The sequence below is a fragment of the Pseudomonas sp. TE3910 genome, from assembly GCF_056279025.1.
In genome coordinates, this window is sequence record NZ_JBWBQN010000001.1 from 3,543,750 (window position 1) to 3,564,740 (window position 20,991).

The window sequence follows — 20,991 nt, forward strand, 5'->3', positions numbered from 1 at the left end:
GGCAGCCCTACCCGGGTTGCTGCTGGCCTCGGGCCTTTCCCTATACCGTCTTCGCGGCGCATACTGGCGCGCCGGGCGCTACTGCCCGGCGGGCTTGGCCTATGCTGCTGATGGCGGATATGGACTGACACACACGAGGGGTACCCCATGTTCTACGTGCAACGCGATGCACAGGGCCAATTGCTCCGGGTAGAAGCTGCAGCTTATGCCGACGCTACGGAAACCTTGCCAGCCGACAACGCGGAAATTCAGAAGTGGTTTGCTGACGACGTGCTGGAAGGCAGCCTTCAGCAACTCAAGCAAAGCGACCTGGACATGATCCGGGTACTGGAAGACTTGATCGATGTGCTGACCCGCAAAGGGCTGATCAGCATCACCGACTTGCCAGAAGGCGCCCAAGGCAAGCTGCTGGGGCGCTCCCAGGCACGTATCGCCCTGGGAGGCCTGACCCGCCTGTTGGTCGACGATGAAGACGACGGTGCAGGGCTGATCTGAAATCAGCCCTCGGCTTCAGTCTCCGCGAATATAGTGTTCCAGTTGCTGGATGAGGTCTGCTTGTTCCGCAATGGCTGCCTTGACCAGGTCGCCAATCGACAGCAGGCCCAGCAGCTCACCGTTCTCCACCACCGGCAGGTGACGCAGGTGGCCGTCGGTCATCATGCTCATGCAGGTATCGATGTTCTGATGCGGCCCTACTGTAATCACGGGCGCACTCATGATTGCGCTGACCGGTGTGCCCACCGATGAGCGCCCCTTCAGTACCATCTTGCGCGCATAGTCGCGTTCGCTGATTACGCCGACCACTTTGCCGCCTTCAACGACTGGCAAGGCACCGACGTTCTTTTCAGCCATCACCCGCAGCGCATCAAGCACCATCTGGTCAGGGGCAATAGTGTGAACCTGCTGATGCTGCTGGGACTTCAATTTCAGGAGCTGTGCCACGGTTTTCATAGAGAGCCCTGCCAAGTGGTGGTAGTGACGATCGATAGCTAAAGAATCGTGCACTAATCACCACAGGGCAAGGTTGAAAGCGGCATTGGTCCGATTGAAAAACGTCATTGGTGTAAAGTTCGAATAGCCGTGAGGTGCCAGCCCCACAGGCCGAGCTACGCAGCGCCTGCACCACTGGCAAGTCGGGTTTCCACTGGTACCCCCAGCATGCGTTTCATCCGCCACTCGAATGCCAGGGTCAGGCAGATTGCGGCGCATGCCAACCCCAATGCCAGGCCCCACCAGACACCGACGGCTCCGCCGTCGAGCGGGAAGGCGAACACCCAGGCGGCAGGTGCACCAATCAGCCAATAGCAGACAAAGCCAATCAGGAAGGTGGTCTTGGCGTCCTTCAGGCCGCGGATTGAGCCCATGGCAATGGTCTGGGTGCCATCGAACAGCTCGAACCAGGCGGCAACCATCAGCAGGCTGACCGCCAGTTGAATGACCTCGGCGAACGCCGGATCACCCTGATCGAGGAACAGCCCGATCAAGGCTTCTGGCAGCAGCCAGAACAACACTGCAAACGCCAGCATCAGCGAGGCGCCAAACCCGATTCCGACTCGCCCGGCATGCCGCGCAGCACGCAGGTTATCGGCACCAAAATGCAGGCCGACCCGCATGGTCACGGCATAGGACAGCCCTGCCGGGATCATGAACGCTGTTGAAACGATCTGCAGGGCAATCTGGTGTGCTGCCAGCTCGGTACTGCCCATGGTGCCCATGCACAGCGCCGCAAAGGCGAACAGCCCGACCTCTACCGTGTAGGTGCCGCCAATCGGCAGGCCAAGCCGCCACAACTCGCTCAAGGCTGGCCAGGATGGCCGGCTCAACCGGTGGCGGATGGCATAGGCGTCATAGGCCGGGTGCCAATGAATATGCAGGGCCAGCGCCACCGCCATACCGGTGGCGACGATGGCCGTGACCAGCCCGATCCCTACCAGCCCGAGTTTTGGCAGGCCGAACAGGCCTTCGATCAGCGCATAGTTGAGCAGGAAGTTGAGCACGGTACCGACCAGGCTGATGACCATCACCGGCGCCGAGCGCCCCAACGCACTGGTGAAACCGCGCAAGGCCATAAAGGTCAGGTAGCCGGGCAGGGCGAAGGGCAACAACAGCAGGAACTGGCTGGCGGCCTCGACGTTGTCTGGTGTCTGGCCGAGCAGCAACAGCACCGGCGACAGGTTCCACAGCACCAATGCGGCAACCAGTGCCATCACCCAGCCCAGCCACAAGCCCGCCTGGGTCAGGCGCGTGGCACCTTCGGTATCGCCAGCACCCAGGCGAATGGCGACTAACGTGCCGACAGCGGCAATCACCCCCAGACAGAAAATCGACACGAAGGAATAGCTCGCTGCACCTAGCCCACCCCCGGCCAAGGCCTGCGGGCTGATCCTGGCCATCATCAGGGTGTCGGTCAGCAACATCAGCATGTGTGCCAACTGAGAGGCGATCAGCGGTCCGGCCAGGCGCAGCAACGCCTTGAGTTCTTTAGATGGCACGGCTTGCATGATGATCGTCCTGTTCGCGGGCAAGGTTAGGTGAAGCCATTGATTCTCGGGCTTTGGACGATGCTGCACAAAAGGATAATAACGATCATTGGCATGATTAAAACTCATGCGAGTAAGATCGCTCGTCACGTATCGGGGTATTGTCGGGAGCAGGGTCATGTCACGTCGTTTACCGCCGCTGTATGCACTACGGGCATTCGAGGCAGCCGCCCGGCACAGCTCGTTCACCCGCGCGGCACAGGAACTCTCGATCACCCAGAGTGCCGTCAGCCGGCACATTCGTACGCTGGAGGATCACTTCGCTTGTCGACTGTTTTTACGCAATGGCCGAACGTTGCAACTGAGTGAAGCCGCCCGCTTGTTGTTGCCCGGCGTGCGTGAGGGTTTCGCTGCACTGGAGCGGGCTTGCAACACGCTGCGCAGTGAAGACGACATCCTGCGCATGAAAGCGCCATCAACCCTCACCATGCGTTGGCTACTGGCCCGTCTGAGTCGCTTCCGCCATTTACAGCCTGGCAACGAGGTGCAGCTGACCAGCGCCTGGATGGATGTCGATCATGTGGATTTCAATCAGGAGCCGTTCGATTGTGCGGTGCTGTTGAGTGATGGTCATTTTCCCCCGGACTGGGAAGTCAACCGTCTGTTCTCCGAGCTGCTGGTACCGGTCGGTTCGCCAGAGCTGCTCAATGACGGCCCTTGGGACGCTGAACGGCTGGCCTCGGTCGAGCTGTTGCACCCGACCCCGGACAAACGCGACTGGCGCAGTTGGCTGGCCTGCATGCACCTCACCGAGCAGATCTCGCTCAAGGGCGGTCAGGTGTTCGACACACTGGAGTTGGGCATGATCGCTGCGGCGCGTGGTTATGGCGTATCGATGGGCGACCTGCTGATGGTGGCCGAGGATGTGGCCCAGGGGCGTTTGAGCTTGCCCTGGCCGACGGCGGTGGCCAGTGGTCTGGATTACTACCTGGTATGGCCGAAGACCCGTCCCGGTGGCGAGCGGCTACGACGGCTCAGCGACTTTCTGCAACATGAAGCCCAGGTCATGAACCTGCCGGATGTGCAGGTACTGAATGCGCTTGAGGCCACGCATCCAGGCTGACCTGCATCGCTGGCAAGCCTGCCCCCACGAAGGGTGCACGTAGGCGATCTTCGTGGGGGTAGGCAAAGCCGCTCAGCGCTTTACAACGAGGCCAGGTTCAACGCCTCGGCGCAGGCTTGCAGCGAGCGACGCTCGCTCTGCGCGTACAGCGCCAACTCATCCTGGACCGACTTGCCCAGTGCCTGCTCGAACGCCTCGCGGTTGGCGTTGCTGCCGTACTGGCTATGGCTGTCATCACCCAGGTTGGACTGGAAGATGCCTGCGGCACTGACCGGCAGGAAGTCCTCGTAGACCAGCGCTTCAAAGTGAATGTGCCCGGCGTCGATCAACGCGTCCAGCGAGGTTGGTCGTTGCGCGGCATCACGTGCGGCCATGCCCTTTTCAGTCGGGAAGTAGCGGAAGTAGGCCAGGCCTTGTTGACGCATTTGCCCCAGATCGTCCGGGAAGGCCTGGAACTGTTCTGCCAACAGGCTCATGTAGCGCTCAGCGTTCGCTTCTGCGGGGACACCACCCAGGCTTTCGCGTGTGGCATCGAGCAGGCGGTCATACAGTGCGCGCCCTTTGGGCGTCAGTGCGGCGCCGCGTTGTTCAATTTCACCGAAACGGGCGGTATGGCTGCCACCTGCCGTGGCGTCCTGGTCACTGAAGGCAACCTGCTCCTGAAGTGCCTTGAAGCTGGTCTGGCGCAGCAGGATCGGGCAACGCCGGCGTGGTGGGCCTTCGATGACTGCCTTGGGTGGAATGCCCTTGGCCGGCATGCCGACCTGAATGGCGTCGATGTCCAGTGTGCGCGGCGTCAGGTGGTTGATGTGCGGGCCTTTGAAGGCCACCACATCAGCGATCAAACGGTGTTGATCATGCAACTGACGGTACTGCTCGGCGGTGACCGTGGCGGTGTTGTGCCAGCGGAAGGTATGCAGCGCCTGCTCGACGAACTCACGGGCATCGACGTCGTTCAGGCCGCCATCACGCTCGAATTGCTCGATCAGGCTCAGCGCACGTGGGGTGAAGATCTGCCGTTTGGCGAGGATGCCACGGGCCAGTTCACGCAACTGCGGGTTGTCGATCAGTTCCAGGCGCAGCAGCGAGGTAAAGACGCGGAACGGGCTGATATGCAGCGACTGTTCGTGGACGGCCCGAAAGGCTGTGGAATGCACTGGCACACCGGCAGGGCTGAGGTCGTAGTAGCCCACCGGCTGCATGCCCATGACTGCGAACAGGCGACCAATGGTGGCCAGCTCTTCAGCCGTGCCCACGCGGATGGCGCCGTGGCGCTCCTGGTCGAGGCGTTCGATTTCGCCGGTCCAGCGCAGGGCTTCGGCGATGTCGGGATGCTGTTGCATCACCTGGTGATTGGTCTCGCTCACCAACTCCAGCAGTGTGCCGTACAGCGGCACCTCCTGTTTGTACATCTGCGACATGGCGGCCGAGAACTGTGCGCGAATACTATCCGGGCTGACGAAATCTTGAGCGGTCATCGAAAGCTTCCTGGTGAAAAGTGCAGGCTTACATGAAAGCGAGGAATGCTGTTCCGACACAAGCGAAAAAAAGTCGAGCCATCATTCCTGAAATTCAGGAAACGTCGGCGCTCACACGTGTTCGCGAATCCACTCCACCAGGCTGCGTACCTTGGGCACTTCTGCAGCATGTTCGGAGAACGCCAGGAAATACGCGCCGTTGCTTTTCATCGCGTGCTGCCAAGGAACGACCAGCTTGCCTTCGGCCAGCTCTTGAGCCACCAGATAGCGTGGCACCAACGCCACGCCACAACCGGCCTGGGCGGCACTCAGGCACATGTAGAACGTGTCAAAGCGCGGCCCGTGATAGCTGTTCGCCGAATGCAGGTCCTGTTCAAGGAACCACTCGTGCCAGGCTTCGGGGCGCGAGGTGGCTTGCAGCAGCACCAGGTCGGCCACTTCACTGGCATCGTTCAGGGTGCGCCCTTGCAACAGCTCTGGCGAGCAGACCGGCACCATCTCTTCGCCGAACAGTTCGATGCAGGTTGCCCCGGGCCACGTGCCCTGGCCAAAGAAAAACACCACATCGGCATTACCCTGAAGCAGGGCAAAGGGCTCCATCTCGTTGCGGATATCCAGGTGAATGTTCGGGTGGCGTTTGCCGAAGCCCTTCAGGTTCGGTATCAGCCAGCGCACGCCGAAACTCGGCTGGGTGGCGACCTTGAGCACCTCGGTCTGCTCGCCATAGGAGAGGATGTAGCGGCTCGACATGTCGACCTGGGTGAGGATCTTGTTCACTTCGGCCAGGTACAACGCGCCGGCCGGCGTCAATTGCAGACGTCGCCGTATACGCAGGAACAGGTGATGGCGCAGCATGTCCTCCAACTGTGCCACCTGTTTGCTGACGGCGCTTTGGGTCAGGTGCAGCTCTTCAGCCGCGCGGGTAAAGCTCAAATGACGGGCGGCAGCTTCGAAGCATTGCAGGGCGGCCATCGAGGGCACGAGGCGTTTGGACATGGTGTTCTCGTTAATCATTACCTGGCGGAATGATGTGCTGAGTAAAGGTCGTTTGTTGTGCCAGAGTAATCGGATTAATACTGACCTCCGTCATTGAAATCAACTACTCATCGTATGCAGGAGAACAAAAATGGTTGATGGACTGCTTGATCGCCTGGGTGTACCGGCCAGTGCCTACACCAACGGCAACCATCCCATTCACACCCCCATCGATGGCAGCGTCATTGCCTCGGTCCACCTGGAGAGCAAAGCCCAGGTCGTGGGCAAGATCGACCAGGCTGAAAAAGCCTTCCAGGCCTGGCGCAATGTCCCAGCGCCACGCCGTGGCGAGTTGATTCGTCTGTTCGGCGAAGTGCTGCGTGAGCACAAGGCGCAGCTCGGCGAACTGGTGTCTGTCGAAGCGGGCAAGATCACCCAGGAAGGTCTGGGTGAAGTACAGGAAATGATCGACATCTGCGACTTCGCTGTTGGCCTGTCGCGTCAGCTGTACGGTTTGACCATCGCATCCGAACGCCCAGGCCACCACATGCGTGAAACCTGGCACCCGCTGGGTGTGGTCGGCGTGATCAGCGCGTTCAACTTCCCGGTTGCAGTCTGGGCGTGGAACACTGCGCTGGCCCTGGTCTGCGGTAACGCCGTAGTCTGGAAACCGTCGGAGAAGACGCCGCTGACGGCCTTGGCTTGCCAGGCACTGTTCGAGAAAGCCCTGAAAGCCTTCGGCGATGCACCGGAAGGCCTCAGCCAGTTGATCGTTGGTGACCGTGAAGCGGGCCAGGTACTGGTCGACGACCCACGCGTACCCTTGGTCAGTGCTACCGGCAGCACCCGCATGGGCCGCGAAGTCGGCCCACGTGTGGCCGCGCGTTTCGGTCGCAGCATCCTCGAGCTGGGCGGCAACAACGCCATGATCCTGGCGCCAAGCGCCGACCTGGACCTGGCTGTTCGCGGCATCCTGTTCAGTGCCGTTGGTACTGCTGGCCAGCGTTGCACCACCCTGCGCCGCCTGATCGTGCACCGCTCGATCAAGGACGAGGTGGTCGCACGCGTCAAAGCCGCCTACGGCAAGGTACGTATCGGCGACCCACGCAAGGACAACCTGGTCGGCCCGCTGATCGACAAGCAATCCTTCCAGGCCATGCAGGACGCCCTGGCCCGTGCCCGCGACGAAGGCGGCACGGTATTTGGCGGCGAGCGCCAACTGCAGCAGGACTACCCGAACGCCTACTACGTGGCCCCGGCCATTGTCGAAATGCCGGCCCAGAGTGAAGTCGTGCGTCACGAAACGTTCGCGCCGATTCTGTATGTGCTGGCCTACGACGAGTTCGAAGAAGCCCTGCGGCTGAACAACGAAGTGCCACAAGGCCTGTCCTCGTGCATCTTCACCACCGACCTGCGTGAAGCCGAGCGCTTCCAGAGTGCAGCCGGCAGTGACTGCGGCATCGCCAACGTCAACATCGGCACCAGCGGTGCAGAGATCGGTGGCGCTTTCGGTGGCGAAAAGGAAACAGGCGGTGGCCGTGAATCGGGTTCCGATTCCTGGAAGGCCTACATGCGTCGTCAGACCAACACCGTGAACTACTCGCGTGAGCTTCCGCTGGCGCAGGGTATTGTGTTCGACTGATAGCCACTCAGGCTTCCATCGCCGGTAACGCCAGCCTCTAATGGGTGCAGGCCTTGCCGGCGATGGGGTTTCCACCGACTAAAAAGATCAATAAAGCGGAGCCGACCATGACCGACCTGCGTCAAGAGTGTCTATGGGAGTTCGTTACACCGGCGGCGGCCCCGTCTGCCGAGTTGAGCGCGGACATCAAGGCCGATGTGTGCATCATCGGCGGCGGTATTACAGGTTTGTCCGCTGCGATCCATTTGCTCGAGCAAGGCAAGCGCGTGGTGCTGCTGGAGGCCTGGAAGATCGGCCACGGCGGCTCGGGACGCAACGTTGGCCTGGTCAACGCAGGCACCTGGATTCGTCCGGATGACGTTGAAGCGACCCTTGGCCAGCAACAAGGCAGCCGCCTGAACAAGGTACTCGGTGAAGCGCCGGCCGAGGTGTTTGCCACCATCAAGCGTCTGGGCATCGATTGCCAGGCCCGTAACGAAGGCACGCTGCACATGGCACACAATGCCAACGGTGTGGCCGATCTCGAGGCACGGCATGCCCAATGGAGCCGCCGTGGTGCCGACGTCGAGCTGCTCACCGGGGCTCGTTGCCAGGAATACTGCGGTACCGACAAGATTTCCGCCGCGCTGCTCGACCGCCGCGCCGGCACCATCAACCCGATGGGTTACACCCGTGGCCTGGCTGCTGCCGTGGCGCGCCTGGGCGGGCAGATTCATCAGCAGTCCGCAGTTCAGGGGCTGGAGCGCGAAGGCAGCGCCTGGCGGGTCAAGACCGCCAAGGGTTCGGTCTGCGCCGACAAGGTCATCATCTCCACCGGTGCCTACACCGAAGGTGACTGGACCGACCTGCAGCGCAACTTCTTCCGTGGTTACTACTATCAGGTAGCCTCGGTGCCGCTGACCGGTGCCGCAGCGGACAACGTGCTCAAGCATGGTCAGGGGTCCTGGGATACCCGCACCGTGCTCAGCAGCATTCGTCGTGACGATCAGGGCCGTCTGCTACTGGGCAGCCTGGGGCGGGTCGACAACAAACCGACCTGGTTCATCCGCAGCTGGGCCGACCGCATCCAGAGCCATTACTTCCCGCAACTGGGCAAGATTGAATGGGAAATGCACTGGACCGGTTGCATCGACTTCACCCCCGATCACCTGATGCGGCTATTCGAGCCGGCCCCGGGCATTGTGGCGGTAACCGGCTACAACGGGCGTGGCAACACCACCGGTACAGTGATTGGCAAGGCGTTCGCCGAGTACCTGCTCAAGGACAACCCGGACGAGCTGCCGATTCCATTCTCGCCGATGAAACCGGTGACGGGCGCTTCGCTGCGTACCGGCTTCTACGAGACCGGGTTCTCGCTGTACCACGCCGGCCAGTGCCTGCGAGTCGTGCTTTAGTGCGGCTTTAGCCAGCTCAGGAAGCCGCCTTTCTTGACCGCAGCCGGTCGCTGTAACAACAGCGACTGGCTGGCTTGCTGACGATGGCGCTGCAACTTGCTCAGCGCGCTTTTCACCTCTTCGCGTTGTTCCAGGCAACTGCGTACGGCGGTTTTCTCGATTCGGTAGAGCAGGCAGTTGGTCAGGCTGCGGAACTCCGCATTGGAGTCGTTGCCGTCCAGCAGGCCCTCGGCACCGAGAATTTCCCCCGGCCCCATCCGTCCGGCTTCGACACTGCGCTCCCCGTCGCGAATTGACGCCGAGACCACCCCCGTACCGATCACCAGCAGGTAATCAGAGGCCTCATTGAGCCCCAGAATTACCTGATCGGCCAGGTACTCAACCGGCATCATGCGTTGGCTCAGGCTGTCCTTCTCCTCATCACTCAGCGAGCGAAAAATGCGCACATCTTCCAGCAAACTGCGCTGACGGCTCCAGGGTTTGGGCACGGCGTCCGGGTTCCAGTTGACCCCGGCGGCTTCCAGGTGGCGGTGGGCGAGGTCGAACAGGTAATTGCGCACGTCGGTTTTCTTGTCCATGGCCGCGACGAAACCACTGGCCTCGTACTCCACCGACTCCAGGCTGACGCTCTTCACCGTGGCCTTGGCTCTGGGCATGGCGAGCAGGGCGCTGGTGCCCTGCAGGGCCTTTTCCAAGGCATCGAGGACGCGTCGCGGGCGAATCTGCGAGGGCACCACGACACTGATCGATACCCCATGAACATCGTTCGGGCGGCTGAAGTTCAACAGCTTGGCCTTGGCCGCCAGCGAGTTCGGAATCACCGCCATACTGCCGTTGGCCGTGAGCAAACGGGTTGCGCGCCAGTCGATATCCAGCACTTTGCCTTCGGTGCCGTCGATCGAGATCCAGTCATCGATTTGATAGGGCCGCGTGGTGTTCAACACTATGCCGGAGAACACATCGCTCAGGGTGCTCTGCAAGGCCAGGCCGACGATGATCGCCATGGCGCCCGAGGTGGCCAGCAGGCCCTTGACCGGCAACTGCATGACGTAGGCCGCCGCCGCAACGATAGCGATCAGGAAAATGACCGCTCCCAGCACATCCTGCAACAGCCGGCCGGTATGCCCGCTGCGAGCAATCAACATCAACCCGAGCACCACCGTCAACGTACGCGCGGCGAACAGCCACCAGACGATCTCCAGCACGGTTGCCAGTAAATTGCGCGGTGCATCCTCAACCCAAGGGGCCGGTTGCAGTGGGCTCATCCCTGCACTGATCAACACCCAGCTGAACAACAGAAACGCCAGCAAGCGTGCCGCCGTACGCGCATTGCGCCGCTCCGCCGGAATCGCGCGCCAAAGCAGCAGGTCGATCAGCAGCAGGGTCGTGCCGATCAGCAAGGGCCAGTTGTGGATAAGTTCAAACATGCGTGTCTCGGCTCGGTGAGCTGCTGAAAGTAAAGAGCAGAATCCGGGGAAATCCAGAGCGATCTGGGGGAAGCTTGCGTGCGAGAGCATCCGTGAGGTATCCGGCGGTGCGCGGTCTTTGTATCGCTACCAAGCGCTCGCCTTACTGCGTTGCCGGACGATACTGCAGGGCTTCGGCCAGGTGTGTGCGGCTGATCTGTTCGGCCTGCTCCAGGTCTGCGAGGGTGCGTGCGACTTTGAGCAAGCGGTGGGCCGAGCGTAATGACAGGGTCAGGCGTTCACAGGCGCTTTCCAGCCAGCGTTCGTCGGTTGTGGATAACGGGCAATGCATGCGCAGGCCGGGCAGGTCGAGGAAGGCGTTGGCGCAGCCTTGGCGTTGTTGCTGCAGTGCGCGGGCGGCGGCGACCTGGGCGGCAGCGTTGGCGCTGTTGTCGTCACTGTGGACGGTTGGGGCCAGCGCCGTGGCTTCGCGGGCAACGGTCAGGTGCAGGTCGATACGGTCCAGCAGCGGGCCGGAGAGTTTGTTGCGGTAACGCTGGACCTGCTCGCTGCTGCAGCGGCAGCGCCCGTTCGGGTCGCCCAGGTAGCCGCAGGGGCAGGGGTTCATCGCCGCCACCAGTTGGAAGCGCGCCGGGAAACGGATTTTGTCACGAGCCCGGGCGATCACGATTTCGCCCGATTCCAGGGGTTCGCGCAGCACCTCAAGTACACGCCGCTCGAACTCCGGCAGTTCATCGAGAAACAACACGCCATGATGGGCCAGGGTGATTTCACCGGGTTGCGGTCGGCTGCCACCGCCCACCAGTGCCGCCCCCGAGGCCGAGTGATGTGGGTGGCGAAACGGGCGCTGCGGCCAGCTGTTCAGCGGTACCGGGCTGGCCACCGACTGGATCGCCGCTACCTCCAGCGCTTCCCGCTCGTCCAGTGGTGGCAACAGGCCGGGCAAGCGGCTGGCGAGGAGCGTCTTGCCGGTGCCGGGCGGGCCGCTGAACAGCAGGTTATGCGCCCCGGCTGCGGCCACCAGCAATGCGCGTTTGGCGGCAATCTGGCCTTGCACTTCACTCAGGTCGGGGTAGGGCCGGCTTTGCAGGATCAGGCCGTTGGCGCGGTAAGGCGAGAGCGGCTCCTGAGCGTTGAAATGCCCGACCAGTTCCAGCAGGTGTTCGACGGCGAATACGGTGAGCCCGGAGGCCATGCAGGCTTCTTCGGCATTTTCCTTCGGCACCACCAGCGCCCGTCCGGCATCGCGTGCGGCCAGCGCTGCTGGCAACACACCCTGCACCGGGCGAATCGCCCCGGACAGCGCCAGTTCGCCAAGGCACTCCACGTCATGCAGCGCCATGATGGGGATCTGCCCGTTGGCAGCGAGAATGCCCAGCGCGATGGCCAGGTCGAAGCGTCCGCCATCCTTGGGCAGGTCGGCAGGGGCGAGGTTGAGCGTGATTCGTCGGGCAGGAAACTCCAGGCTGGAGTTGAGTATCGCACTGCGTACCCGGTCTTTGCTTTCCTTGACCGTGGCTTCGGGTAGCCCAACCAGGGTGAGCGTGGGCAGGCCGTTGGCCAGGTGCGCCTCGACGGTAACGGCCGGGGCCAGCACGCCAACCTGGGCGCGGCTGTGAACGATAGCAAGAGACATGTTCGCTCCATGATCAGTACGGGGCCGCGTCCTGCGGCTAAGGCAAGGATAGTGGGGTAGGGCAGGGATGCCGGATGTAGAGTGATGCTGGAGATTGCGGGGCAGGTAGCAGGTCACGTCTGATACCGGCCCCGAAAAACAACGAAGGCCGTGCATTGCTGCAAGGCCTTCGTTTTTTAAGCGTACCAAGGCGCTACTTTTTGTGTAGCTCCCACGCATCGGCAAACGGCGCCGTGCCTTTGTCGTATGGCTTGAACAGGGTCATGTAGAGCAAGCCGAAGACGATCACGACGGCGGCGGTCAGCAAGATGCCGTAGTTGCTGTACCAAGGCGCCTCCGGGGTACGTGGCCAGGACATGTTGGCGACCGCCAGCAAGCCGTAGACCAGCGCCAGGATGTTCACGATCCAGCCCCAACCGCCAAGGGTGAATTGACCTGCTGGTTTCCAGCCGCGGATTCGAGCGAACAGCGCCCCGCCCACGATCATCTGGAAGGACAGGTAAATGCCAATGGCTGCGAAGCTGACGACGATCGCGATGGCGTTCTCCAAGAAGAAGCCTGCGCAGACGATGAATGCCGGGATCACACCGCAGGTGATCAGTGCAGCCGTTGGCACACGTGTCGTCGGCGAAAGACGCTTGAGTACATTGCTGCCCATGACCATTTCGTCCCGTGCAAAGGAGTAGAGCAACCGGCTGGCGGCAGCCTGCAAGCTCAGTACGCACGACACGAAGGAGATGGTGATGACCGCAGTCACGACGCGCCATCCGGTTGGCCCGAACGCATTGGCCATGATGGTGGACATCGGGTCTTTGTCATCGCCCGAGAGCACCTTGGCGATGTCCGGGACCGCCAGAATCAGTGCCAGTGCCGCAAAAATCGCGGCACCACCACCAATGTAGATGGTCATGCGCATGGCCTTGGGAATGCGTTTGCTCGGGTTGGGGGTTTCTTCCGCGACGTCGCCGCACGCTTCAAAGCCGTAGTAGAGGAACATGCCTGCCAGCGATGCGGTCAGGAATGCGGGCCAGTAGCTGCCGTCGATGCTGATGTCGAAGGTATTGAACAGCACCGAGAACGGCTGGTGACGCTCGAAGATCAGCAGGTAGCCACCGATGACAATGGCGCCCAGCAGTTCGCAGATAAAGCCGAACATGGCCACTTTTGCCAAGAGGCTGGTCCCGCTCAGGTTCAGCACGGTGGCCATTGCGGTGAGCGCCAGTGCGATCAGGGTGTTGGTCACCGGGCTGGGCTCGAAGCCCAGCATGGCGGCTATGTAGGGCCCTGCGCCCAGCGATACGGCAGCAATGGTCACGCACAATGAGACGGAATAGATCCAGCCCACCATCCAGGCCCAGCGCTTGCCCACCAGGCGACGCGCCCACGGATAAACGCCACCGGAGATCGGGAATTGCGAAACGACTTCGCAGAAGATCAGGCACACCAGCATTTGCCCGAGACCGACCAGTAGGTACGACCAGAACATTGGCGGCCCGCCCGCCGCCAAACACAGGCCGAACAGCGTATAGACGCCGACCACCGGGGAGAGGTAGGTGAAGCCCAGGGCAAAGTTTTCCCAGAGGCTCATGCTTCTTTCAAAGTTGGACGTGTAGCCAAGCGCCCTTAACTGGGCGGCATCGCTATCAGCCATGGAAAATTCAGAGCTGTTCATGTTGTTGTCCTGAAAAGTGTGTCCTGCCGGCTGTTTTTGCTGTTGTCTTGCTGCCTTACAACTTGATCCAGGTGGCCTTCAGTTCGGTGTACTTGTCGAAGGCATGCAGCGACTTGTCACGGCCATTGCCCGACTGTTTGAAACCACCGAAGGGCGCGGTCATATCGCCGCCGTCGTATTGGTTGATCCAGACGCTACCGGCGCGCAAGGCCTTGGCGGTCAGGTGGGCTTTGGAGATATCGGCGGTCCAGATGGCCGCGGCCAGGCCGTACGGGGTGTCATTGGCGATCCGGATGGCATCGTCGACGTTGTCGAAGGCGATCACCGACAGCACGGGGCCAAAGATCTCTTCCTGAGCGATCTTCATGGCGTTGCTGACGCCGTCGAAGATGGTCGGTTCAACGTAGGTACCACCGGTTTCCTGCAAGATGCGCTTGCCGCCGGCTACCAGTTTGGCGCCCTCGGTATGGCCCGACTCGATGTACGAGAGGACGGTGTTCATCTGCTGGGTGTCGACCAGCGCGCCAACGGTGGTCGCCGGGTCCAGTGGGTTGCCTGGCTTCCAGTACTGGAGGGCCTCGATCACCCGTGGCAGGAAGGCGTCCTTGATCGAACGTTCTACCAGCAGGCGCGAGCCGGCGGTGCACACTTCGCCCTGGTTGAAGGCGATGGCTGCGGCAGCAGACTCGGCAGCGGCTTGCAGGTCCGGGGTATCGGCGAAGACGATGTTCGGGCTTTTGCCGCCGGCTTCGAGCCAGACGCGTTTCATGTTGGATTCGCCAGCATAGATCATCAGTTGCTTGGCGATTTTGGTTGAGCCGGTGAACACCAGTGTGTCGACATCCATGTGCAGGGCCAGCGCCTTGCCGACGGTGTGGCCGAAGCCTGGCAATACGTTCAGCACGCCCGCCGGAATGCCGGCTTCAATCGCCAGCTGGGCAATGCGAATGGCGGTCAGCGGTGATTTTTCCGAGGGTTTGAGGATTACCGAGTTGCCGGTGGCCAAGGCCGGGCCCAGTTTCCAGCAGGCCATCATCAACGGGAAGTTCCACGGCACGATGGCAACCACGACACCGACCGGTTCGCGTGTTACCAGGCCCAATTGATCATGGGGGGTTGCTGCCACTTCGTCGTAGATCTTGTCGATCGCTTCGCCGCTCCAGCTCAGCGCTTGCGCTGCTTGCGGCACATCGACCGCCAGTGAGTCGCTGATCGGCTTGCCCATGTCCAGGGTTTCCAACAGCGCCAACTCGTCGGCGTTGGCCATCAGCAGGTCGGCGAAGCGCACCATGATCTGCTTCCTGTCCGCTGGCGCCATGCGCGACCAGACGCCAGAATTGAACGTGGCGCGAGCAACGCTGACAGCATGGTCGGCGTCGGCGGCCGTGCAACTGGCGACTTTGGTCAGCAGTCGACCGTCGACCGGGCTCAGGCAGTCAAACGTTCCGCCTTCGATCGCGTGGGTGTATTCCCCACCGACAAAGGCCCGCCCTTCTATCTTCAGTTCTCGTGCCCGGGTTTCCCATGTGCTTAGCGTTGGATTCGTCATGATCTGCCATTCCTCTGTGTCGATGCCAATGGCCCCTCAGCGCTATCGGTGAGTCGCGGAGCCGGGCTGCCTAGTAAACATTTAAAACCATATCTTATGAATTTGAGCCTGCCAATTGACCTGTCGTTTTTGCCTAAAAACGACATTTGAGCGACTGATTTTTGTTTGGCTTGTGCATTCCTGTTGAGTTTTTAAGCCGATATGGCTAAAAGAAAACTGGTTTCATATTTTTAGTGGCGAGTAGATGACTCAACTGAACAAAGTGAACCGCCTGTCCCTGTTGCAAGTCAGCCAGGAGGGCAAGCCCGAGGAAGTGGCTCGCCGACTGATCGAGGTCATTGAGCTGGGGCTGATTGGTGAAGGTGAGCAGTTGCCCAGTGAGAGTGAACTGGCGACTCGCTTCGGCGTGGCGACCGTGACATTGCGCGACGCGTTGGCGATTTTGCGTCAGCGGGGTGTTGTTGCAACCAAGCGCGGCAGAAACGGCGGCAGTTTCGTCTGTGCCCCTGTGGAGGTTTCCGATGACTTCCTCAAGGCCAGGCTCAGTGCGATGAGTTCGCTGGAGCTTCGCGACCTGTGCGACGAGCAAATCGCTATTTCGGCTACTGCCGCAGGCTTGGCGGCCAGCCGATCTACCAGTGCCCAGCATCAAAGGCTGGAGCATTTCGTGACGGCGCTCCAAGAGGCCACGACCCGAAGCGAGCTTCGCCGGGCGGATGCACGATTTCATATCGAGGTTGCGGTTGCTGCGCAGTCGGTGCGATTGACGCACGCAGAAATGCGCCTTCAGTCCCAAATGGGCGAGTTGCTATGGATCTCTATGGCGGACGCTCACAAGAGTACGGTCATTGCGGAGCACCGGGCGATCCTGCAGGCCGTGATGGCCGGTGAGTCTAATCTGGCCAGTGCGCTGACAGAGGCTCATGTCAAAGAGGGCATAAAACGCCTGATGGATTTGCGCTACGCACTGCTTGAGCTGCAAGAGGCTACATCACCATGATCACAGTCGAACAAAACGAAGAGCTTCATCAGTGTGCCCAGCGATTGGAAGCGATCTTCTGCACCCTGTTCGAGCAATTGAACAGCTTGGCCGGGGAAGTGGTAACGGTCTGGGAGGCGCTGGATGCCGAAGGGCGGAAGCCGACCTCCAAAGACCTCGCTTTTCTTCAGGCGACCATTGAAGCGCGGCTGTTGGCAAACGACAGCTATATCCACGGGACGGGGGTGGTGCTGGAGCCGGGTGAGCTTGCGGACCAAGAATTGTTTCTTGAGTGGTTCTACCGCCCCTCCAGCGGCAAAGTCGCCCCGATGATGCTGAACTTCAATCGTCAAAGCGAGAGCTTCTACAATTACCAGGGCATGCCTTGGTTTACGCGCCCCAAGCTGACGGGTGAAGCGTCGGTCGAGGGGCCGTTCGTGGACCTGTACGGTACAGAGCTTTACATACTGGCCTTCTCCGTTCCGATTGTTGCCAAGGGGCATTTTGTCGGCGTTGCCGCAGCGGATATCGCCCTGCACGAATTCGATCAGTTGCTCACCCGGTGCCTGCTGCGGATGAAGAACGAGGCGTTCATCATCAATGCTGAAGGCCGAATCGTTGCCGCCAATTCGGCCAACTGGTTCGTGGGGAACATTGCCAGCCGCCCTGCAGCTGCCAACGTGCGAAAGCTTGAACCGTTATCGATCGAGTGGTCATTGGTTGAACTGCCAACGCCGCGATAGGCCGTGGCCTACCCTCAACGCACCACTGATACCTGTTTCCGTTTCTACCACAACAGCAATAATCGAAGAGGAAATACCATGCGTCGACTGTCGATACGTCTCGTTAGCCTCCTTTGCATGCTCTTGTTCGCCCAGTTGTCGATTGCAGCGGAAAAACAGAGCACCCGGAGCATCATCGATGCTTACATGAGTGCCTGGAACAAGCATGACCCCAATGCGGCGGCGCAGTACTTTGCTGAAAACGGGGAGTTTCTGGATGCGTCCGTAGGGATCCCTCAAGTCGGCCGGGAAACGGCCCGGGATAAAGTCATCAAGCTGTTTATCGATGCCGTGCCGGATTTGAAGTGGCAGATGGTTGGCGAGCCGATCATTGAAGGCGACAACATTGCCTTTGAATGGCAGTTCGATGGCCATAACACCGGTGCCTGGGCACCTGAAACCCCTGCGACCAACAAGCCGTTGAGTTTCAAAGGGGTCAGCTTCATCCGCCTGAAGGATGGCAAGATCGCGACGCAGCATGATTACTACGATGCGTTGTCGTTCAACAAACAGTTGGGCTGGTAAGCGGGCCGCGAGCGGGGCTTGCCAGCATCTACGCGCTGCGTACTCAACTTCGCAGCGCTTAGACGCTATCGCAGGCAAGCCTTGTTCCCACGGAGCAGGCTCGGTCTCAGCCGCTGCGCGTGGGTGATTACTGCTCGGTGGCTGTTTCTACCGGCGGGGTCATCCGCGCTTCCAGTTCCAGCACTTTGGCTTCCAGCGCCTCCAGGCGGGCGCGGGTACGGGCCAGTACCACCATCTGGCTGTCGAACTCTTCGCGGCTGACCAGTTCAAGCTTGCTGAAACCGCTTTGCAGCAGCGCCTTGAACTGGCTTTCCAGTTCACTGCGAGGCTGTGAGGTGTCGCTGCTGAAAAGGCGCGAGGCCTGGTCGCTTAGGGCATCGAGAAAGGCTTTGGGCGCGAGCATGGGCAGTATCCAGAAAATTCCACAAGGCCGGCAGTGTATCACGCAAGGAAACCGGGCTCGCATTGCACACTTTTTGCGCATCGCGGCGCAATGCCGCGCACCGTAGTTGTGCGTCCGAACCTTGCTGGCGAATGGCCAAACTGACCGGGTTGCCGTAAGTCGTTGTAATTGGTGAATTTGTCGGACATGGCAAGGTTTCTGCTTAGACCTCTGTGACCCATGCACCGATGCTGTCGCTGTGACGATGCAGTGCGCAAATGGAGCGAAGGACGTGTTTCGTAAGACGTGGTTTGTGGCGTCGGCTTGAGGATGAGTGGTCGACGACGCGTTACAAAGCCAAGCGCTGCGCTTAGACTTGAGTCGGGTTTGTTTTCCTGGGGCAAGTCCACCAATTCGGGAGAAAGTTTCATGAAGCTAGTCACTGCCATCATCAAGCCGTTCAAATTGGACGACGTGCGCGAGTCGTTGTCTGAAATCGGCGTGCAGGGCATTACCGTTACCGAAGTCAAAGGTTTCGGTCGGCAGAAAGGCCACACCGAGCTGTATCGCGGTGCGGAGTATGTGGTCGATTTCCTGCCCAAAGTGAAGATTGATGTCGCCATTGACGACAAGGATCTGGACCGGGTCATCGAAGCCATCACCAAGGCGGCCAATACCGGCAAGATCGGTGACGGCAAGATCTTTGTGGTGAATCTGGAACAGGCTATCCGTATTCGTACCGGCGAAACCGATACCGACGCGATCTAACAAAAAGCCGCCCCAAACCCAACGCCCCAGGAGATAACATCATGACTCTGCGTCAGTTCGCAGGGCTAGGAGCCCTTTTGTCCCTCGTAATGCCTGGCCTGGCCCTGGCAGAGGACGCAGCACCTGTGCTCAACTCCGGCGATACCGCCTGGATGTTGACCTCTACAGCCTTGGTGCTGTTCATGACCATCCCCGGCCTGGCGCTGTTTTACGGCGGCATGGTGCGGTCCAAGAACGTCCTGTCGGTGATGATGCAGTGTTTCGCGATCACTGGCCTGATCAGCATTCTCTGGGTCGTTTATGGCTACAGCATGGCGTTCGATACCACCGGTATGGAACAGGGCGTAGTCAACTTCAATTCTTTCGTCGGCGGCATGTCCAAGGCGTTCCTCGCCGGTGTGACGCCATCGAGCCTCACCTCCGCGACGGCGTTGTTTCCGGAAGCCGTGTTCATCACCTTCCAGATGACCTTCGCGATCATTACGCCGGCTCTTATTGTCGGTGCCTTTGCCGAGCGCATGAAGTTTTCGGCCATGCTGATCTTCATGGCCATCTGGTTCACCGTGATCTATGCGCCGATTGCGCACATGGTCTGGAGTGGCAGCGGCGGCCTGATGTGGGACTGGGGCGTGCTGGACTTCGCGGGCGGCACCGTGGTGCATATCAACGCCGGTATCGCCGGCCTGGTGGCTTGCCTGGTGCTGGGCAAGCGTAAAGGCTTCCCGATCACCCCAATGGCGCCCCACAACCTGGGTTACACCCTGATGGGCGCGGCCATGCTCTGGGTCGGCTGGTTCGGCTTCAACGCCGGCTCTGCCGCCGCCGCCAATGGCACCGCCGGTATGGCCATGCTGGTCACCCAGATTGCCACTGCCGCCGCTGCGCTGGGCTGGATGCTTGCCGAGTGGCTGACGCACGGTAAACCAAGCGCTCTGGGTATCGCTTCGGGTGTGGTTGCAGGCTTGGTAGCCATCACCCCGGCCGCTGGCACCGTAGGCCCGATGGGGGCGCTGGTGATCGGCCTGGTGGCTTCGGTGATCTGCTTCTTCTGCGCTACCAGCCTCAAGCGCAAACTGGGCTATGACGACTCGCTGGATGCCTTCGGTGTACACGGTATCGGCGGTATTGTCGGCGCGCTCCTGACCGGTGTGTTTGCCGCGCCTTCCCTGGGTGGTTTCGGCACCGTCGAGGATATCGCTGCGCAAGTCTGGATTCAGGCCAAGGGCGTAGGCTTTACCGTGATTTACACCGCAATCGCCACCTACGTGATCCTCAAGGTTCTGGACCTGGTCATGGGCCTGCGGGTCAACGAAGAAGAAGAGTCGGTCGGCCTCGACCTGGCTCAGCACAACGAGCGTGGTTACGCACTGTAATCGCCAGAAAAAATCTGCCCGGTTCGCCGGGCATTTTTTTGCCTGCGATTTGAGCCGGAAATTACACGCAAACGGTTTCCTCAAATACTTGCGCAGGTACTGCCCTGAAGCGTTTGCCCTTAAGCACAAGACTTACAGGCAACAAGGATATTTAGACACTTTGTTTTTTCCCACAGCACGCTAGAATGCGCGCCGAAGGGTGCTTATCAGTGGTCCGCACACTTCGGTACCCTTTGCTAGGCTTGTCAATGGGCATGCCCATGACGCCAGGGTGGGCCGGCTCGGTGTCGCCGGTGGCTCTTTACTTTTTGTCGGGCTCGGTGTGTGTCGGGCTCGCATGGCGCTTGCCGGTAGGGCGAGCGTTGCAGGTGATGGGGCTTCATCACCTTTGAATTTTGCCCGGCGGCTGCGCTATTTGCGCCGCGGGTCCATAACTAATGTGCTTTTCGCAAGTCATGAGGTAGAACATGAGCGACGACGATCTGGAAAATGATGACCTCGAAGTAGGCGACGAAGACGAAGGCGACGAAGGCCTGGAAGCCGCTGCCGAAGACGTGGCAGACGACAGTGACGACAGTCCCGTACCGGTCGCCAAAGGCAAATCCAAGGCGGCTGTCTCGGTTGACGAGATGCCAAGCATGGAAGCCAAGCAGAAAGAGCGTGATGCCTTGGCCAAGGCCATGGAAGAGTTCCTGGCTCGCGGTGGCAAGGTGCAGGAAGTTGAGCCGAATGTGGTCGCTGACCCGCCCAAGAAGCCGGACAACAAATACGGTAGCCGCCCTATCTGAGTGGTTGTCGTAACAAAA

19 protein-coding genes are annotated in these 20,991 nt (G+C 60.5%); 10 read left to right on the top strand and 9 right to left on the bottom strand.

Annotation, left to right across the window (positions count from 1 at the left end; all coding sequences use genetic code 11):
- Positions 1–147: 147 nt before the first annotated feature.
- A complete protein-coding gene (locus ACZ9H3_RS16230; RefSeq protein WP_065759807.1) occupies positions 148–495 on the top strand; it encodes a tryptophan synthase subunit beta in 348 nt (115 codons plus the stop codon).
- A 15-nt stretch (positions 496–510) separates the two neighbouring features.
- On the opposite strand, the gene ACZ9H3_RS16235 is transcribed toward ACZ9H3_RS16230, so the two are convergent.
- Together ACZ9H3_RS16235 and ACZ9H3_RS16240 are read right to left on the bottom strand one after the other, a co-directional pair.
- The gene (locus ACZ9H3_RS16235; protein ID WP_065759806.1) at positions 511–951 is read right to left on the bottom strand and encodes a CBS domain-containing protein; all 441 of its coding nucleotides are present in this window, start codon (positions 949–951) and stop codon (positions 511–513) included.
- A gap of 155 nt (positions 952–1,106) precedes the next feature.
- A complete protein-coding gene (locus tag ACZ9H3_RS16240; RefSeq protein WP_476221518.1) occupies positions 1,107–2,501 on the bottom strand; it encodes a NorM family multidrug efflux MATE transporter in 1,395 nt (464 codons plus the stop codon).
- Positions 2,502–2,658: 157 nt separating this feature from the next.
- Between ACZ9H3_RS16240 and ACZ9H3_RS16245 the strand changes: the two genes are divergently transcribed.
- Positions 2,659–3,603, top strand: coding sequence for a LysR substrate-binding domain-containing protein (locus ACZ9H3_RS16245; RefSeq protein WP_099773268.1), 945 nt, complete (start codon positions 2,659–2,661; stop codon positions 3,601–3,603).
- Positions 3,604–3,683: 80 nt separating this feature from the next.
- Here the strand turns inward: ACZ9H3_RS16245 and hglS are convergent, their stop codons facing one another.
- Entirely contained in the window at positions 3,684–5,081 is a 1,398-nt protein-coding gene (gene hglS / locus ACZ9H3_RS16250; protein WP_065759792.1) for a 2-oxoadipate dioxygenase/decarboxylase HglS, read from the bottom strand.
- A 111-nt stretch (positions 5,082–5,192) separates the two neighbouring features.
- Positions 5,193–6,077, bottom strand: a complete 885-nt coding sequence (locus ACZ9H3_RS16255; RefSeq protein WP_065759791.1) for a LysR family transcriptional regulator — start codon at positions 6,075–6,077, stop codon at positions 5,193–5,195.
- A 130-nt stretch (positions 6,078–6,207) separates the two neighbouring features.
- On the opposite strand from ACZ9H3_RS16255, the gene amaB reads away from it, so the two are divergent.
- Together amaB and amaA are read left to right on the top strand one after the other, a co-directional pair.
- Positions 6,208–7,698, top strand: coding sequence for an L-piperidine-6-carboxylate dehydrogenase (amaB, locus tag ACZ9H3_RS16260; protein WP_065759790.1), 1,491 nt, complete (start codon positions 6,208–6,210; stop codon positions 7,696–7,698).
- Between the two features lie 107 nt (positions 7,699–7,805).
- Entirely contained in the window at positions 7,806–9,092 is a 1,287-nt protein-coding gene (amaA, locus tag ACZ9H3_RS16265) for an L-pipecolate oxidase (protein ID WP_476221521.1), read from the top strand.
- On the opposite strand, the gene ACZ9H3_RS16270 is transcribed toward amaA, so the two are convergent.
- From ACZ9H3_RS16270 to ACZ9H3_RS16285, 4 genes are all read right to left on the bottom strand, one after another.
- Positions 9,089–10,519 carry a mechanosensitive ion channel domain-containing protein gene (locus ACZ9H3_RS16270; RefSeq protein ID WP_476221523.1) on the bottom strand — a complete coding sequence of 477 codons (1,431 nt, stop codon included), beginning with the start codon at positions 10,517–10,519 and terminating at the stop codon, positions 9,089–9,091. The genes amaA and ACZ9H3_RS16270 overlap by 4 nt on opposite strands.
- 142 nt (positions 10,520–10,661) lie before the next feature.
- Positions 10,662–12,155, bottom strand: a complete 1,494-nt coding sequence (locus tag ACZ9H3_RS16275) for a YifB family Mg chelatase-like AAA ATPase (protein ID WP_330522174.1) — start codon at positions 12,153–12,155, stop codon at positions 10,662–10,664.
- Positions 12,156–12,348: 193 nt separating this feature from the next.
- The gene (locus ACZ9H3_RS16280) at positions 12,349–13,827 is read right to left on the bottom strand and encodes an APC family permease (protein WP_065758065.1); all 1,479 of its coding nucleotides are present in this window, start codon (positions 13,825–13,827) and stop codon (positions 12,349–12,351) included.
- A 55-nt stretch (positions 13,828–13,882) separates the two neighbouring features.
- Positions 13,883–15,376: an aldehyde dehydrogenase gene (locus ACZ9H3_RS16285; protein ID WP_476221526.1), complete on the bottom strand. Its 1,494-nt coding sequence runs from the start codon at positions 15,374–15,376 to the stop codon at positions 13,883–13,885.
- A gap of 244 nt (positions 15,377–15,620) precedes the next feature.
- On the opposite strand from ACZ9H3_RS16285, the gene ACZ9H3_RS16290 reads away from it, so the two are divergent.
- From ACZ9H3_RS16290 to ACZ9H3_RS16300, 3 genes are all read left to right on the top strand, one after another.
- On the top strand, positions 15,621–16,376 hold the full coding sequence (locus ACZ9H3_RS16290) for a FadR/GntR family transcriptional regulator (protein ID WP_102053477.1): 756 nt from the start codon (positions 15,621–15,623) through the stop codon (positions 16,374–16,376).
- Positions 16,373–17,098, top strand: a complete 726-nt coding sequence (locus ACZ9H3_RS16295) for a cache domain-containing protein (protein WP_099773276.1) — start codon at positions 16,373–16,375, stop codon at positions 17,096–17,098. Before ACZ9H3_RS16290 ends, ACZ9H3_RS16295 begins: the two co-directional genes overlap by 4 nt.
- A 117-nt stretch (positions 17,099–17,215) precedes the next feature.
- Positions 17,216–17,662 (top strand): ester cyclase, encoded by a 447-nt coding sequence (locus ACZ9H3_RS16300; protein WP_476221530.1) that lies wholly within the window; start codon positions 17,216–17,218, stop codon positions 17,660–17,662.
- Between the two features lie 127 nt (positions 17,663–17,789).
- Here ACZ9H3_RS16300 and ACZ9H3_RS16305 read toward each other — a convergent pair whose 3' ends face one another.
- Complete coding sequence (locus tag ACZ9H3_RS16305; protein ID WP_065758058.1) at positions 17,790–18,065, bottom strand: accessory factor UbiK family protein; 276 nt, start codon at positions 18,063–18,065, stop codon at positions 17,790–17,792.
- A gap of 408 nt (positions 18,066–18,473) precedes the next feature.
- Here ACZ9H3_RS16305 and glnK point away from each other — a divergent pair, with 408 nt between their 5' ends.
- The 3 genes from glnK (at position 18,474) to sutA (ending at position 20,973) form a co-directional block, all read left to right on the top strand.
- Positions 18,474–18,812 carry a P-II family nitrogen regulator gene (gene glnK, locus ACZ9H3_RS16310; RefSeq protein WP_002555808.1) on the top strand — a complete coding sequence of 113 codons (339 nt, stop codon included), beginning with the start codon at positions 18,474–18,476 and terminating at the stop codon, positions 18,810–18,812.
- A 41-nt stretch (positions 18,813–18,853) separates the two neighbouring features.
- Positions 18,854–20,185, top strand: a complete 1,332-nt coding sequence (locus tag ACZ9H3_RS16315) for an ammonium transporter (protein ID WP_476221533.1) — start codon at positions 18,854–18,856, stop codon at positions 20,183–20,185.
- A 467-nt stretch (positions 20,186–20,652) separates the two neighbouring features.
- The gene (gene sutA / locus ACZ9H3_RS16320; protein WP_065758056.1) at positions 20,653–20,973 is read left to right on the top strand and encodes a transcriptional regulator SutA; all 321 of its coding nucleotides are present in this window, start codon (positions 20,653–20,655) and stop codon (positions 20,971–20,973) included.
- The last annotated feature ends 18 nt before the right edge of the window (positions 20,974–20,991 follow it).

Excerpts from the sequence above, each read along its gene's own strand:
- ACZ9H3_RS16285 (WP_476221526.1), bottom strand. The coding sequence starts at position 15,376 with ATGACGAATCCAACGCTAAGCACATGGGAAACCCGGGCACGAGAACTG.
- hglS (WP_065759792.1), bottom strand. The coding sequence starts at position 5,081 with ATGACCGCTCAAGATTTCGTCAGCCCGGATAGTATTCGCGCACAGTTC.
- ACZ9H3_RS16315 (WP_476221533.1), top strand. The coding sequence starts at position 18,854 with ATGACTCTGCGTCAGTTCGCAGGGCTAGGAGCCCTTTTGTCCCTCGTA.
- ACZ9H3_RS16240 (WP_476221518.1), bottom strand. The coding sequence starts at position 2,501 with ATGCAAGCCGTGCCATCTAAAGAACTCAAGGCGTTGCTGCGCCTGGCC.
- amaB (WP_065759790.1), top strand. The coding sequence starts at position 6,208 with ATGGTTGATGGACTGCTTGATCGCCTGGGTGTACCGGCCAGTGCCTAC.
- ACZ9H3_RS16305 (WP_065758058.1), bottom strand. The coding sequence starts at position 18,065 with ATGCTCGCGCCCAAAGCCTTTCTCGATGCCCTAAGCGACCAGGCCTCG.
- ACZ9H3_RS16270 (WP_476221523.1), bottom strand. The coding sequence starts at position 10,519 with ATGTTTGAACTTATCCACAACTGGCCCTTGCTGATCGGCACGACCCTG.
- ACZ9H3_RS16230 (WP_065759807.1), top strand. The coding sequence starts at position 148 with ATGTTCTACGTGCAACGCGATGCACAGGGCCAATTGCTCCGGGTAGAA.
- ACZ9H3_RS16235 (WP_065759806.1), bottom strand. The coding sequence starts at position 951 with ATGAAAACCGTGGCACAGCTCCTGAAATTGAAGTCCCAGCAGCATCAG.
- ACZ9H3_RS16275 (WP_330522174.1), bottom strand. The coding sequence starts at position 12,155 with ATGTCTCTTGCTATCGTTCACAGCCGCGCCCAGGTTGGCGTGCTGGCC.
- ACZ9H3_RS16295 (WP_099773276.1), top strand. The coding sequence starts at position 16,373 with ATGATCACAGTCGAACAAAACGAAGAGCTTCATCAGTGTGCCCAGCGA.
- glnK (WP_002555808.1), top strand. The coding sequence starts at position 18,474 with ATGAAGCTAGTCACTGCCATCATCAAGCCGTTCAAATTGGACGACGTG.
- ACZ9H3_RS16300 (WP_476221530.1), top strand. The coding sequence starts at position 17,216 with ATGCTCTTGTTCGCCCAGTTGTCGATTGCAGCGGAAAAACAGAGCACC.
- ACZ9H3_RS16280 (WP_065758065.1), bottom strand. The coding sequence starts at position 13,827 with ATGAACAGCTCTGAATTTTCCATGGCTGATAGCGATGCCGCCCAGTTA.
- amaA (WP_476221521.1), top strand. The coding sequence starts at position 7,806 with ATGACCGACCTGCGTCAAGAGTGTCTATGGGAGTTCGTTACACCGGCG.
- ACZ9H3_RS16245 (WP_099773268.1), top strand. The coding sequence starts at position 2,659 with ATGTCACGTCGTTTACCGCCGCTGTATGCACTACGGGCATTCGAGGCA.
- ACZ9H3_RS16290 (WP_102053477.1), top strand. The coding sequence starts at position 15,621 with ATGACTCAACTGAACAAAGTGAACCGCCTGTCCCTGTTGCAAGTCAGC.
- ACZ9H3_RS16255 (WP_065759791.1), bottom strand. The coding sequence starts at position 6,077 with ATGTCCAAACGCCTCGTGCCCTCGATGGCCGCCCTGCAATGCTTCGAA.
- sutA (WP_065758056.1), top strand. The coding sequence starts at position 20,653 with ATGAGCGACGACGATCTGGAAAATGATGACCTCGAAGTAGGCGACGAA.